The following is a 14,006-nucleotide window of genomic DNA, read 5'->3' on the forward strand; positions in this document are numbered from 1 at the left end:
CGCGCGGGCAGCCCGGCGCCGAGCCGCCGGCACCGGCGCCTTCCCCGCCTCGTCGTCACTGAGCGGCGGCGGCCCGGCGGTGCGGGAGGGCCGCCGGGGCGCCGGCCACCCGCAGGCACCATCCCCCGCCGGCGCGACGGCGGGCAACGGCAACGGGTCGCCGTCGTGCGGGCTCCGGCCTGAGCCGCCGGCCCGTCCGGTCGGAGCCGTCGGCCCGTCGCACGGCCCGGCTGTGAGACGCCGCGGGGCCTGCGGTCGACGACCGCCGGCCCCGTTCGGACTCTCCGGAGGGAGACAGACCTCAGCCCGTGCCCGCCGGCCGCCCACGCCCCCGGTCGCCCGGACAGGCACGGGCGACCGCGGGCGCCGGACGGCTCAGCTCACAGCACCGGCAGCAGGTTCTTCAGCTCGAACGCGGTGACCTCCGAGCGGTACGCCTCCCACTCCTGCTTCTTGTTGCGCAGGAAGAAGTCGAAGACGTGCTCGCCGAGGGTCTCGGCGACCAGGTCGCTGCGTTCCATCAGGCTGAGCGCCTCGCCCAGGTTCTGCGGCAGGGGCTCGATGCCCAGGGCGCGGCGCTCCGCGTCGGACAGCGCCCAGACGTCGTCCTCGGCGCCCGGAGGAAGCTCGTAGCCCTCCTCGATGCCCTTGAGGCCGGCCGCGAGGAGCAGGGCGTAGGCCAGGTAGGGGTTGGCGCCGGCGTCGAGGGAGCGGACCTCCACGCGGGCCGAGCCGGTCTTGCCGGGCTTGTACATGGGCACGCGGACCAGCGCCGAGCGGTTGTTGTGGCCCCAGCAGATGTACGAGGGGGCCTCGCCGCCGGCGCCCGCGGTGCGCTCGGAACCGCCCCAGATGCGCTTGTAGCTGTTGACCCACTGGTTGGTGACCGCGGAGATCTCCGCGGAGTGCCGCAGCAGGCCCGCGATGAAGGAGCGGCCGACCTTGGAGAGCTGGTACTCGGCGCCGGACTCGTAGAAGGCGTTGCGGTCGCCCTCGAAGAGGGAGAGGTGGGTGTGCATGCCGGAGCCCGGGTGCTCGGAGAACGGCTTGGGCATGAAGGTCGCCTGCACGCCCTGCTCCAGCGCCACCTGCTTCATGACCAGGCGGAACGTCATGACGTTGTCCGCCGTGGACAGCGCGTCCGCGTAGCGCAGGTCGATCTCCTGCTGGCCGGGGGCGCCCTCGTGGTGGGAGAACTCCACCGAGATGCCCATCGACTCCAGCATGGTGATCGCCTGGCGGCGGAAGTCCATGCCGACGTTCTGCGGGGTGTGGTCGAAGTAGCCGGAGTTGTCCGCGGGGGTCGGACGGCTGCCGTCCACCGGCTTGTCCTTCAGCAGGAAGAACTCGATCTCCGGGTGGGTGTAGAAGGTGAACCCCTGGTCGGAGGCGCGGGCCAGCGCGCGCTTGAGGACGTAGCGCGGGTCCGCGAAGGACGGGGAGCCGTCCGGCATGAGGATGTCGCAGAACATGCGGGCGGTGCCGGGCGCCTCGGCGCGCCAGGGCAGGATCTGGAACGTCGACGGGTCCGGCTTGGCGATCATGTCGGACTCGTACACGCGGGCGAAGCCCTCGATGGCGGAGCCGTCGAAGCCGATGCCCTCGTCGAAGGCCTGTTCCAGCTCGGCGGGGGCGACGGCCACGGACTTGAGGAAGCCCAGGACGTCGGTGAACCACAGGCGTACGAACCGGATGTCGCGCTCCTCCAACGTCCGGAGCACGAACTCCTGCTGCTTGTCCATCTTCCGATTCCCCATTCTTGCCGGTCAGGCCGCCCGTTCCTCCCGGTCCCCGGGAGACGGTCCGGCACTCGAGCATCCCACCACACCAGCGTTTCATACGCGTTGCCGGGCCCGGTCGGACGAACGGCCCCGGACCGGACCGCCGGCGCCATGAGGTGCGCGGCTCCTCCGCTCATCCTGCCCGGCCGGGCCGGCCGCCACGACAGCGGGCGGTCCGCACGCCGGGCTCCCCCGGTCACGGACCCCCGCTTAAATTGGAATCTCCTATGCAAGTTTTAATGAGGGCGCAGGCATCCGAGCGACGAGGAGACCCGATGCTGTCCGACCAGTCCGCAACCACCGTCCGCGCCACCCTTCCCGCCGTGGGCGCGTCCCTCGGCGAGATCACCGAGCGCTCCTACGCCGGCATGTTCGCCGCCCGTCCCGAGCTGCTGCGCGACCTGTTCAACCGCGGCAACCAGGCCGCCGGCACCCAGCGCCAGGCCCTCGCGGGCTCCGTCGCGGCCTTCGCCACGCAGCTGCTGGACCACCCGGACCGGCGGCCCGACGCGATGCTGTCGCGCATCGCGCACAAGCACGCCTCCCTCGGCGTCACCCCGGACCAGTACGGACTCGTCCACGAGCACCTGTTCGCCGCCATCGCCGGTGTCCTGGGCGACGCCGTCACCCCCGAGGTCGCCGCAGCCTGGGACGAGGTCTACTGGCTGATGGCGAACGCCCTGATCGCCGTCGAGAAGCGGCTGTACGAGGAGCGCGGCGGCGCCGTCTGGCGGCCGTGGGAGGTCGTGGAGCGGGTCACCGAGACCGAGGACGTCGTGACCTTCCGGCTGCGCCCGGCCGACGGCGGGGCGGTGCGCGAGTTCCGCGCGGGCCAGTACGTCTCGGTGCGCGTCCCCCTCCCGGACGGCGCCCGCCAGATACGGCAGTACAGCCTCTCCGGGGCGCCCGGACCGGACCTGCGGCAGTTCAGCGTCAAGCGGGTGCACGAGGGCCCGGCGCCCGACGGCGAGGTGTCCACCCACCTGCACGCGCACGTCCGCGTCGGTGACGTCCTGGAGCTGTCCGAGGCCTACGGCGACCTGGTCCTCGACGCCGGCGCGGACACCCCGCTGCTGCTGGCCTCAGCCGGGATCGGAGTGACTCCGGTCGTCGCGATGCTGGGCCACCTCGCCGGCTCCGGGCACCGCGCCCCGGTCACCGTGGTGCACGGCGACCGCTCCCCCGCCCACCACGCCCTGCGCACCGACCACGAGGCCTACGCGGCCAAGCTGCCGGACGCGACCGTGCGCTTCTGGTACGAGCGGGACGCCCCCGCGGGCGCCGGCACCGGTTACGTCGACCTCGCGGACGTGCCGGTCGCGCCGGGCACGCGCGCGTACCTGTGCGGGCCGCTGCCGTTCATGCGGACGGTGCGCGAGCAGCTGATCGCCAGGGGGGTGGCCCCGGCCGACGTCCACTACGAGGTGTTCGGACCGGACCTGTGGCTCGCGAAGTAGGCGGGCCCCGCCCACCTGGGCGGTGAAGCGCGGTCGGTCACCGCCGACGTGGTCCGCCGGGCAGGTCCTGGCGGACGTGCGGGACGCCGAGCAGGAGCGGTCCCGTCGGGTCCGCGGTGAGGTCCGCCACCGTGAGCGGGTCCAGCGAGGCGTAGAACGCCTCCTGGGCCCGCCGCAGCGCGCCGCGCAGCCGGCAGTCGGAGCGCAGCGGGCAGGGGGCGGTGGAGGCGGCGCCGTCGCAGTCGACGACGTCCCCCTCGCCCTCGAAGGCGCGGACCAGCGCGCCTACGGAGGCCCCGCGGCCCTTCTCCGTGAGGGACAGGCCGCCGCCCCGGCCGCGCCGGGCGGTGAGCAGTGCCATGTGCTGGAGTTCGGCGACGACCTTGGCGGCATGGGTGTACGGCACGTCCATGGCCGCCGCGACGTCCCGCGTCGTGGGGTTGGTGTCCCCGGCCACGGCGAGGCGCATGAGGACCCGCAGGGCGAGGTCGGTGGAGCGCAGCAGCCGCATACCGGGAAGCGTAGGTAATCGGAATCCTGGCTCAAAATTTCCGGCCGGATCTTCACCAGCTCCTCCCGGTCCCCGTCCGGGCCCCGGGAGCGCGGCCACGACGTGTCCGGTCCTTGCCGCCGCCCCCTACGACTCGCCCGTCCCCGCCATTACGATCAGCTGACCCGACAGCCCCTCCCGTCGCCCCCTCCGACCCGAAGGACACCTCCATGGGCTCCGCCAAGAAGAGCAGCGCGTCACGCACGGCACGCATAGAGGAGATGCGGCGCGCCGAGCAGGCCCGCGACCGCCGCAAACGGATCCTCGTCGTCGCCGCCTCCGTGGTGGTCGTCGCGGGCCTGGTCGCGGGCGGGGTGGCGCTCGTCCGGTCGCAGTCGGACGACGGCGGCAGCACCGCGGCGGACGACTCCAGGAGCGCGGGCAGGTTCGTCACCGGCGCGGACGGCGTACGGGCCTGGAAGGGCACGCTGGACCGCAATCACGTGACCAAGACCGTGGACTACCCGGTCACGCCGCCCGTGGGCGGTGACCACAACCCGGTGTGGATGAACTGCGACGGGGACGTCTACGAGGACGAGATCAACGCCACCAACGCCGTCCACTCGCTGGAGCACGGCGCGGTGTGGGTGACGTACAACGGCGATGCTCCCGAGCGGGACGTGGAGGCGCTGGCGGCGAAGGTGAAGAAGACGCCGTACACGCTGATGAGCCCGGTCGACGGGCAGAAGGACCCGCTGGTGCTGACCGCGTGGGGCCACCAGCGCACGGTGACCGGCGCCGACGACCCGGCCGTGGACGCGTTCCTGGAGAAGTTCGTGCAGGGGCAGCAGACGCCCGAGCCGGGTGCGGCCTGCACCAACGGGCTGTCGAAGTGAGGCGGTCCGCCCTGCCGGCCGGTGTCGTGGCGGCGGTGCTCGCCGCCGCCGTGGCCGTCGGGTGGACGGTCGCCGCGGCGGCCGGGGACGAGGGGTCCTCCCCGGCCGCGGTCCCGTCCGCGGACTCCGCGGACGCCGGGTTCGCCCGGGACATGGCCGTGCACCACCAGCAGGCCGTGGAGATGTCGTACGTGGTGCGCGACCGCACCGACGACGAGGAGGTCCGGCGGCTCGCCTACGACATCGCCCAGACCCAGGCCAACCAGCGCGGCATGCTGCTGGGCTGGCTCGATCTGTGGGAGCTGCCCAAGGTGTCCGCCGATCCGCCCATGACGTGGATGGGGATGGGTGACGCGGCGGCCGGCGAGGACGGCGCGCTGATGCCGGGCATGGCGACCGACGCGGAGATGGCGCGGCTGGCCCGGCTGTCCGGCAGGCGGGCCGAGGTCTTCTACCTCCGGCTGATGACGGCCCATCACCGGGGCGGGGTGCACATGGCCCAGGGGTGCGTGCGCGCCTGCGAGGTGGGGGCCGAACGGCGGCTCGCCCGCGGGATGGTCGAAGGGCAGGAGTCCGAGATCCGCCTGATGGCGGGGATGCTGAAGGCCCGGGGGGCGTCCGCGCGGCCGTGACGGCCGGGGGCCGGCGGGCCGTCGTACGGCGGCCCGGCTCACGCACCGCACATCGCGTCGCTCTGACGATTACACTGGCCGCGTGCCTCAACTACGACTCGCCCTGAATCAGATCGACTCGAGCGTCGGCGACCTCGCCGGCAACGCCGAAACGATTGTCCGCTGGACCCGGCACTCCGCCGAGCAGGGGGCGCATCTCGTGGCGTTCCCGGAGATGGCGCTGACCGGGTATCCCGTCGAGGACCTCGCCCTGCGGTCGACCTTCGTGGAGGCCTCCCGGGCGTCCCTGCGCGCCCTCGCCGCGCGCCTGGCGGAGGAGGGCTTCGGCGACCTGCCGGTGGTGGTCGGCTACCTCGACCGCAGCGCCGCCGCCCAGCCCAAGTACGGGCAGCCCGCGGGCGCGCCGCGCAACGCCGCGGCCGTGCTGCACGGGGGTGAGGTGGCGCTCAGCTTCGCCAAGCACCACCTGCCGAACTACGGCGTCTTCGACGAGTTCCGGTACTTCGTGCCCGGTGACACCCTGCCGGTGGTGCGGGTGCGCGGGGTCGACGTCGCCCTCGCCATCTGCGAGGACCTGTGGCAGGACGGCGGCCGGGTGCCTGCCGCGCGCTCGGCGGGCGCCGGGCTGCTGCTGTCCGTCAACGCCTCGCCGTACGAGCGGGACAAGGACGACACGCGGCTGGAACTGGTGCGCAAGCGGGCCCAGGAGGCCGGCTGCACCACCGCGTACCTGGCGATGATGGGCGGGCAGGACGACCTCGTCTTCGACGGCGACTCGATCGTCGTCGACCGTGCCGGTGAGGTCGTGGCCCGCGCGCCGCAGTTCTCCGAGACGTGCCTGGTGGTCGACCTGGACCTGCCGGCCGCGGCGGCCGACGCGCCGGAGGGCGTGGTGGACGACGGACTGCGCATCGAACGGGTGGTGCTGTCCGAGGAGCCCGTCCCCGCCTACGAACCGGAGCACACCGGCGGCTACGCCGAGCGTCTCGACGACGACGAGGAGGTGTACTCCGCGCTCGTCGTGGGCCTGCGGGCGTACGTCGAGAAGAACGGCTTCCGGTCGGTGCTGATCGGGCTGTCCGGGGGCATCGACTCGGCGCTGGTCGCCGCGATCGCCTGCGACGCGGTGGACCCGGAGAACGTGTACGGCGTGTCGATGCCGTCGAAGTACTCGTCCGAGCACTCCAAGGGCGACGCGGCGGAGCTGGCGCGGCGCACCGGGCTCAACTACCGCACGGTCGCGATCGAGCCGATGTTCGACGCGTACATGGGGTCGCTGGAGCTGACCGGCCTGGCCGAGGAGAACCTCCAGTCGCGGCTGCGCGGCACGATGCTGATGGCCATCTCCAACCAGGAGGGCCACATCGTCCTGGCCCCCGGCAACAAGTCCGAGCTGGCGGTGGGCTACTCGACGCTGTACGGCGACTCGGTCGGCGCGTACGGGCCCATCAAGGACGTCTACAAGACCCTGGTGTTCCGGCTGGCCCGGTGGCGCAACCGCGCGGCCGAGGAGCGGGGGCAGACGCCGCCGATCCCGGAGAACTCCATCTCCAAGCCGCCGAGCGCCGAACTGCGGCCCGGCCAGGTCGACACGGACTCGCTGCCCGACTACCCGGTGCTGGACGCGATCCTGGCCATGTACGTGGACCGGGACAAGGGCGCGGACGAGATCGTCGAGGCCGGCTACGACCGCGAACTGGTCGAGAAGACGCTGCGGATGGTGGACCGGGCGGAGTACAAGCGCCGGCAGTACCCGCCGGGCACGAAGATCTCCCCCAAGGGCTTCGGCAAGGACCGCCGCCTGCCCATCACCAACGGCTGGCGTGAAGGGCTGCCTCCGCAGGTGTGAGGACCCCCTGTGACGGCGGGCGGGGGGCGGTCGGTGTCGCACCCCGCCCGCCGTCATGCCTATACGTGCGCCCCGGAAGCGCGGGACCGTCCGCGGGCGCGGACCGGTCCGCGCGCGCTCCCGCCGGGACGCGACCGCCCCGCGGCGTCAGTCCCGCGCGGTCGCGACCTTCACCCGGGCCGCTATCGGCAGGTGGTCGCTCCCGGTCGGCGGGAGTGTCCAGGAACTCTCCGGTTCGGCGCCCTTCACCAGGATCTGGTCGATCCGGGCCATCGGGAACGACGCCGGCCAGCTGAAGCCGAAGCCGCTGCCCACCGCGCCCTGCGTGGACCGCATCTGGGAGGTGACGGCCTTCAGGGAGCGGTCGTTCATCGTGCCGTTCAGGTCGCCGAGCAGGACGACGTTCTCCAGCGGTTCGCCGGCGATGGCCTCGCCCAGCGCGTCGGCGCTCTTGTCGCGCTGCCGGGCCGTGAAGCCGGCCTCCAGCTTCACCCGTACCGAGGGCAGATGGGCGACGTAGACCGCGACCCGCCCGGCCGGGGCGTCCACCGTGGCGCGCATCGCCCGCTTCCAGCCCAGCCGGATGTCCACCGACTTCACGTCGCTGAGCGGGTACTTGCTCCACAGCCCGACCGTGCCGACCACCGCGTGGTACTTGTACGTCCCCGACAGCGCCGTCCGGTACGTCGGCACCGCGGACGCCTTGAGCTCCTCCAGCGCCAGCACGTCCGCGCCCGAGGCGGCCACGTCGCGGGCGGTGCCGGACGGGTCCGGGTTGTCGGCGTTGACGTTGTGGGTGGCCACCGTGAGGTCGCCGCCGGCGGCGTTCTTGTCGCTGAGCAGACCGCCGAACAAGTTCAGCCAGACGGCCACCGGCAGGATCGCCGCGAGCACCGCCGTCGCCGACCTGCGCACCAGGGCGAGGACGAGCAGCACCGGGACGGCCAGCCCCAGCCAGGGCAGGAACGTCTCGACCAGGCTGCCCAGGTTGCCGACGCGGTTGGGGATGTAGGCGTGGGCCAGCATCACCAGGGCCACCAGGAGGGCGCACACGGCCACTACCCAGCCCCGGCGCCAGATCCCGCGATCGCTCCGCAACGCCCCGCCCAGCCGGTGCAACAGGCGCCGAAGCGGGGAGGCAGGGTGCTCGGGACCCTGACGTCCGTCGTCCGTCTCCGTCATGTACGCCTGCTGCGCCATACCGTCGCCTCACAACCTGCCGTGCACACCGTCGCCCCCCGTGTCCGTAAGACCCTAGGGGATGATCGGTTCCTTTCCCGCCGCGCGTTGCGGCCGTACGGGAGCGAGGACGTGCCGGGGCGCGCGGGCAGTTCCGCGGTGGCGTCGCGAAAGCGTTGTCTGTGACGAAACGCGCACAGGGTGACCGCGGTCAGCCGCCGGCCGGGCGCAGCCCTTCGAGCAGCGTGTCGACCACCCGTTCGGCGAGGTCGGCGGGGAGGTCCGCGTCGGGCCGCAGCACCGTGCGGACGAGGACGGGGCCCACGACGATGTCGTTGAGCAGTTCCAGGTCGACGTCGGCGCGCAGTTCGCCGTTGTCGCGGCCCCGGCGCAGCACCTCCACGCCCACCCGGCGGCGCGGCTGGATGACGGTGTCGTGGTAGGCGGCCCACAGATGGGGGCTGCTCTTCATCTGGGCGCGGACGTTGTGCAGGATCGCCGAGGTCCGGCCGGCCAGGCCGCGCAGCCGCAGGGACTCCAGCAGCACCACCAGGTCGTCGCGCATGGAGGTGCCGGGGAGTTCGGGGTCCGGGGTTCGGCGGCGCGCATGACGTCGACGAAGAGCTGCTCCTTGCCGCTCCAGCGCCGTAGATGGTGGCCTTGCCGACGCCCGCGGTGCGGGCGATGCGCTCGATGGAGAGTTCGGCGAGCGGCACGCCGTCCTCCAGGAGCTTCATCACCCCTCGATGATGGCGTGTTCGACCGCCTCGCTGCGGGGGCGGCCCCGGGCGGGGCCGCCCTGCCGGGGGCCGGTGCCGGCCAGGTCCACGTCGTGACGTCCTTTCGGTGGCGGGACGACGATTCTCCCCGGTCGGCGGTGGCGGCACGCCACCGCCCGGAGGTTTTCGGTCCCTGCTCCCTCTCTCTCCCCCCCGCGGACTCCCCGGGCCCGGGGTGTCAGTCCCCGGTGGACTCCGCCGTGGACACCAGCCGCTGTTCCTCGTCCTCGCCCGAGGGGTTCGCCGTGCGGCCGGGCAGGAACACGGCGACGACGACCGCGCCGAGCACCGCGACACCGGCGCCCCACAGCGCCGTGACGTGCATGGCGTGCAGGAAGGCGCTGTCGGCCGCGTCGACGAGGGCGTCGGCGCGCGGCCGAGCCGCTCCGCGACGGCCAGCGTGGCCTCGATGGACTCGCCGGCGGCGTGCCGGGCGGCCGGCGGCAGCACCGCGAGGTCGTCCTGGACGGCGCCGCGGTAGGCGGTGGACAGCACCGAGCCGAGGACGGCGATGCCGAGGGCGCCGCCGACCTGGCGGAAGGTGTTGCTGAGCGCGGAGGCGGAGCCGGCCTTCTCGCGGGGCAGGGCCTGCATGATGACGACGCTGACCGGAGTCATCACGTGCGCCATGCCGGCGCCCATCAGGAAGAAGATCACTTCGAGGAGCCAGATCGGGGTGTCGCGGTCCAGCACGGCGAACGCGGCCAGCATCGCCGCGAGGACCACGAGTCCCGCGGTGGTGGTGGCCTTGTTGCCGAAGCGGTCCACCAGCAGCCGGGCGCGCGGGGCGAAGACCATCTGCGCGGCGGCCAGGGGCAGCATCAGCAGGCCCGTCTCCAGCGGCGAGTAGCCGCGCACGCTCTGGGTGTAGAAGACCGCGAAGAAGGTCACGCCCATCAGCGCGAAGAACACCAGGGCGATGGCGACGATCGCCGCCGAGAACACCTTGTTCCTGAAGTAGCCCATGTCGATGGACGGGTGGTCGCTGCGCTTCTCGGCGATCACGAACGCGGCGAGCACGGCGAGTCCGCCGCCGATGGCGCCGAGCACGACGGGGTCGCCGAAGTCGGCGAGCTGGCCGCCCTTGATGATGCCGTAGACCAGCAGGACCAGGCCGGCCACGGACAGCACGACGCCCAGCGGGTCGATCCGGCCCGGGGCCGGGTCCCGGGAGTCGGGCACCAGCCACAGCATCAGGCCGATGCCGAGGACCACGATGGGGACGTTCACCAGGAAGACCGAGCCCCACCAGAAGTGCTCGAGCAGCAGTCCGCCGGTGATCGGCCCGACGGCGATGGCGAGGCCGACGCCGCCCGCCCAGATGCCGATGGCCTTGGGCTGCTCGTCGCGCTCGAAGACGTTCATCAGCACCGCGAGGGTGGCCGGCATGACGAACGCGGCGCCCAGGCCCATCACCGCGCGGAAGCCGATCAGCTCGGCCGGGGTGCCGGAGAACGCGGCGAGCGCCGAGCCGATGCCGAACACGGCGAGCCCGCCGACCAGCACCTTCTTGCGGCCGAGCCGGTCGCCGAGGAGGCCCGCGGTGAACAGCAGGCCCGCGAAGACCAGGGTGTAGGAGTTGATCGCCCACTCCAGCTGGCTCTGCGTGGCGCCAAGACCGGTGGGGGCGGGCGTCGAGATCGTCTTGATGGCGACGTTCAGGATCGAGTTGTCCAGGACGACGATCAGCAGGCTCAGCATCAGCACGCCGAGGATCGCCCAGCGGCGCCGGTGGACGGCCTCCGGGACACGGCGGGCGGGGGCGGCAGGAGAAGTCATGGGGTCCACCCTAACGATTTCCGATACGGTACCGTCTCGTATCGGAAAGGCTTTGCCGAGACCTTGCCCCGACATTGCACCGCACGGCCCTCTCCTCAGCGGCGCGCCACGGCGGGGCGGAGCTCACCGGGGGGCCTCTGGCCCTCTTCCGGCGGAGGTGCCACCATGGACGTGGTCCGGGGACGCCGTCAGGGCGCCTCGAGATGACGTGTTGGGAGACGGATCCATGACGCAGCTTTCGGCTGCCCAGACCGGGACGCCCGGTTCCTCCTCCGGCGGCAAGACGCTGTACGGAGGCAAGGGCACACGCCGCATCACTGTCCGCGACATCGCGCTCGCCAAGGAGCGGGGCGAGAAGTGGCCCATGCTCACCGCGTACGACGCGATGACCGCGTCCGTGTTCGACGAGGCCGGCATCCCGGTGATGCTCGTCGGCGACTCCGCGGGCAACTGCCACCTCGGGTACGAGACCACCGTGCCCGTCACCCTCGACGAGATGACGATGCTGGCCGGCGCCGTCGTCCGGGGCACCTCGCGCGCCCTGATCGTCGGCGACCTGCCGTTCGGCTCCTACCAGGAGGGTCCGGTGCAGGCGCTGCGCTCGGCGACCCGGCTGGTGAAGGAGGCCGGGGTGGGCGCCGTGAAGCTGGAGGGCGGCGAGCGCTCGCACCGGCAGATCGAGCTGCTGGTGGAGTCCGGCATCCCCGTGATGGCCCACATCGGGCTGACCCCGCAGTCGGTGAACGCCATGGGCTACCGGGTGCAGGGCCGCGGTGAGGAGGCCGCGCAGCAGTTGCTGCGGGACGCCAAGGCCGTCCAGGACGCGGGCGCCTTCGCGGTCGTGCTGGAGCTGGTGCCGGCCGAGCTGGCCGCCGAGGTCACCCGGACGCTGCACATCCCGACCGTCGGGATCGGCGCGGGCCCGGAGACCGACGCCCAGGTGCTGGTGTGGACCGACATGCTCGGGCTGACCGGCGGCGGGTGCCGAAGTTCGTCAAGCAGTACGCGAACCTGCGGGACGTGATGACCGGGGCGGCCAAGGCGTTCGCCGAGGACGTGGTCGCCGGGTCCTTCCCGCAGGAGGAGCACTCCGTGCACTGACCCGTGCCCGGGTGCCGTGAGCCACTGCCGTACACCCTGTGAGCCACTGCCGCACCACCACGACGGCCCGCCGATCTTCCCCCGTCGGCGGGCCGTCGCCTTGCCCGGGGCCGGTCCCCGCACCGGCGGCACGCGGTGTCGGCGGGATGTCGGCAGGGCTGTCGGCGGGATGTCGGGGCTTTGTCGGTGGCCGCTGGAATCGTCTGGGCCATGACGCGAAACGACAAGGGAACGGGGGGCGCGGGAAGCGCCGTGACCGTGCGGGGACTGGTCAAGCACTACGGGGAGACCAAGGCCCTGGACGGTGTCGACCTGGACGTGGCCGAGGGAACCGTGATGGGGGTGCTCGGGCCGAACGGGGCCGGCAAGACCACGCTGGTGCGCGTCCTGTCCACGCTGCTCGCACCGACCGCGGGCCACGCCACCGTCGCCGGGTACGACGTGGTCCGCCAGCCCCGGCAGCTGCGCCGGGTGATCGGGCTGACCGGGCAGTACGCCTCCGTGGACGAGAAGCTCTCCGGCTGGGAGAACCTGTATCTGATCGGTCGGCTGCTGGACCTGCCCCGCAAGGAGGCGCGGTCCCGCGCCGACGGGCTGCTGGAGCGGTTCTCGCTCACCGAGGCCGCCCGGCGCCCGGCGGGCACCTACTCCGGCGGGATGCGCCGCCGGCTCGACCTGGCGGCCTCCATGATCGGCCGCCCGGCCGTGCTGTACCTGGACGAGCCCACCACCGGCCTCGACCCGCGCACCCGCAACGAGGTGTGGGACGAGGTCAAGCGGCTGGTCGGCGACGGGGTGACGGTGCTGCTGACCACCCAGTACATGGAAGAGGCCGAGCAGCTCGCCTCCGAGCTGACCGTGGTGGACCGCGGCAAGGTGATCGCGAGCGGCGGCATCGAGGCGCTGAAGGCCAAGGTCGGCGGCCGCACGCTGCGTATCCGCCCGGCCGACCCGCTCCAGCTGCGCCCGCTCGCGGCCGCCCTGGACGGGCTGGGCATCACCGGGCTCGCCGGCACCACCGTGGACGCCGAACGGGGCGCGGTGCTGGTCCCCGTGCTCAGTGACGAACAGCTCACCGCCGTGGTCGGCGCGGTCACCGCCCGCGGGATCACCCTCAACTCCCTCACCACCGAACTGCCCAGCCTGGACGAGGTGTTCCTGTCCCTCACCGGACACCGCGCCAGTTCCCCGCAGGACCCCCTGCCCGCCACCACGTCCGAGGAGGTCGTCGCCGTATGAGTGCCGCCACCGCCGCTCCCGCCGGCGTCCGCACGGACGCGCGGATCTCGCCGCGGGCCCATCTGCGCCACACCGGCGCGCTCGTGCGCCGCAACCTGCTGTGGATCCGGCAGGACCCGGAGTCGATGTTCGACGCCGTGCTCTTCCCGGTCGTCTTCACCCTGCTGTTCGTCTACGTCTTCGGCGGCTCGATCGGGCAGTCGCTGGGCGGCGGCCAGGACGCCTACGTGCAGTACATCGTGCCCGGCCTGATGGCCATGATGGGCATGAACATGGCCCAGGGCGTGGGCACCGGGTTCAACCAGGACTTCAACACCGGGGTCATGGACCGCTTCCGGTCGCTGCCCATCGGGCGCGGCTCGGTGCTGTTCGCGAAGATCTCGGTCGAGCTGGTGCGCATGCTGATCGCCACCACGATCCTGCTGGTCGTCGGGGTGCTGGTCGGCTTCGACATCACCCACTGGCCGGGGCTGTTCGCCGCCGTGGGCCTGTCCACGGTGTTCGGGTCGGCCCTGATGTGGATCTTCCTCACGCTGGGTGTGGTGATGAAGAACGCGCAGTCGGTGCAGGCGATGGGCTTCCTGGTGCTGATGCCGCTGCAGTTCGGCTCGTCCATCTTCGCGCCGACCCGGTCCATGCCGGGCTGGCTGCAGAACTTCACCGAGTACAACCCGCTGTCCGCGCTGGCCGACTCCGCCCGCGGGCTGATGGTGGGCGGTCCGGTCGCCCACGACCTGTGGATGGTGCTGGCGTGGTCCGTCGGGATCACGGCGGTGATGGCGCCGGTCGCGATCCACAAGTTCCGTACGAAGACCTGATCGTCC

At 72.5% G+C, this 14,006-nt stretch carries 9 protein-coding genes and 3 pseudogenes; 7 read left to right on the forward strand and 5 right to left on the reverse strand.

Annotation, left to right across the window (positions count from 1 at the left end):
- Positions 1–380 precede the first annotated feature (380 nt).
- A complete protein-coding gene (gene glnA / locus F3L20_RS24810) occupies positions 381–1,742 on the reverse strand; it encodes a type I glutamate--ammonia ligase (RefSeq protein ID WP_150156225.1) in 1,362 nt (453 codons plus the stop codon).
- A 314-nt stretch (positions 1,743–2,056) separates the two neighbouring features.
- Between glnA and F3L20_RS24815 the strand changes: the two genes are divergently transcribed.
- Complete coding sequence (locus F3L20_RS24815; RefSeq protein ID WP_150156226.1) at positions 2,057–3,238, forward strand: globin domain-containing protein; 1,182 nt, start codon at positions 2,057–2,059, stop codon at positions 3,236–3,238.
- A gap of 37 nt (positions 3,239–3,275) precedes the next feature.
- Here the strand turns inward: F3L20_RS24815 and F3L20_RS24820 are convergent, their stop codons facing one another.
- Positions 3,276–3,749: an RrF2 family transcriptional regulator gene (locus F3L20_RS24820; RefSeq protein ID WP_150156227.1), complete on the reverse strand. Its 474-nt coding sequence runs from the start codon at positions 3,747–3,749 to the stop codon at positions 3,276–3,278.
- Positions 3,750–3,958: 209 nt separating this feature from the next.
- Here F3L20_RS24820 and F3L20_RS24825 point away from each other — a divergent pair, with 209 nt between their 5' ends.
- The 3 genes from F3L20_RS24825 to F3L20_RS24835 all read left to right on the forward strand — a co-directional run bounded on the left by F3L20_RS24825 (position 3,959) and on the right by F3L20_RS24835 (position 7,105).
- A complete protein-coding gene (locus tag F3L20_RS24825) occupies positions 3,959–4,624 on the forward strand; it encodes a DUF3105 domain-containing protein (protein ID WP_150156228.1) in 666 nt (221 codons plus the stop codon).
- Positions 4,621–5,256 (forward strand): DUF305 domain-containing protein, encoded by a 636-nt coding sequence (locus F3L20_RS24830; RefSeq protein ID WP_150156229.1) that lies wholly within the window; start codon positions 4,621–4,623, stop codon positions 5,254–5,256. The genes F3L20_RS24825 and F3L20_RS24830 overlap by 4 nt, the downstream gene beginning before the upstream one ends.
- Positions 5,257–5,338: 82 nt before the next feature.
- A complete protein-coding gene (locus tag F3L20_RS24835; RefSeq protein ID WP_150156230.1) occupies positions 5,339–7,105 on the forward strand; it encodes an NAD+ synthase in 1,767 nt (588 codons plus the stop codon).
- A gap of 147 nt (positions 7,106–7,252) precedes the next feature.
- Here F3L20_RS24835 and F3L20_RS24840 read toward each other — a convergent pair whose 3' ends face one another.
- From F3L20_RS24840 to F3L20_RS24850, 3 genes and pseudogenes are all read right to left on the reverse strand, one after another.
- Complete coding sequence (locus tag F3L20_RS24840; protein WP_150156231.1) at positions 7,253–8,305, reverse strand: endonuclease/exonuclease/phosphatase family protein; 1,053 nt, start codon at positions 8,303–8,305, stop codon at positions 7,253–7,255.
- A gap of 190 nt (positions 8,306–8,495) precedes the next feature.
- Positions 8,496–9,113, reverse strand: a pseudogene (locus F3L20_RS24845) (TetR/AcrR family transcriptional regulator).
- 128 nt (positions 9,114–9,241) lie between these two features.
- Positions 9,242–10,842 (reverse strand): annotated as a pseudogene (locus tag F3L20_RS24850) (MFS transporter).
- A gap of 226 nt (positions 10,843–11,068) precedes the next feature.
- On the opposite strand from F3L20_RS24850, the pseudogene panB reads away from it, so the two are divergent.
- From panB to F3L20_RS24865, 3 genes and pseudogenes are all read left to right on the forward strand, one after another.
- Positions 11,069–11,943 (forward strand): annotated as a pseudogene (gene panB, locus F3L20_RS24855) (3-methyl-2-oxobutanoate hydroxymethyltransferase).
- Between the two features lie 210 nt (positions 11,944–12,153).
- Entirely contained in the window at positions 12,154–13,182 is a 1,029-nt protein-coding gene (locus F3L20_RS24860) for an ATP-binding cassette domain-containing protein (protein WP_206338820.1), read from the forward strand.
- Positions 13,179–14,000 carry an ABC transporter permease gene (locus F3L20_RS24865; protein ID WP_150156233.1) on the forward strand — a complete coding sequence of 274 codons (822 nt, stop codon included), beginning with the start codon at positions 13,179–13,181 and terminating at the stop codon, positions 13,998–14,000. The genes F3L20_RS24860 and F3L20_RS24865 overlap by 4 nt, the downstream gene beginning before the upstream one ends.
- Positions 14,001–14,006 lie beyond the last annotated feature (6 nt).

Origin of the sequence: Streptomyces tendae (genome assembly GCF_008632955.1) — a bacterium.
Taxonomy (GTDB): domain Bacteria; phylum Actinomycetota; class Actinomycetes; order Streptomycetales; family Streptomycetaceae; genus Streptomyces.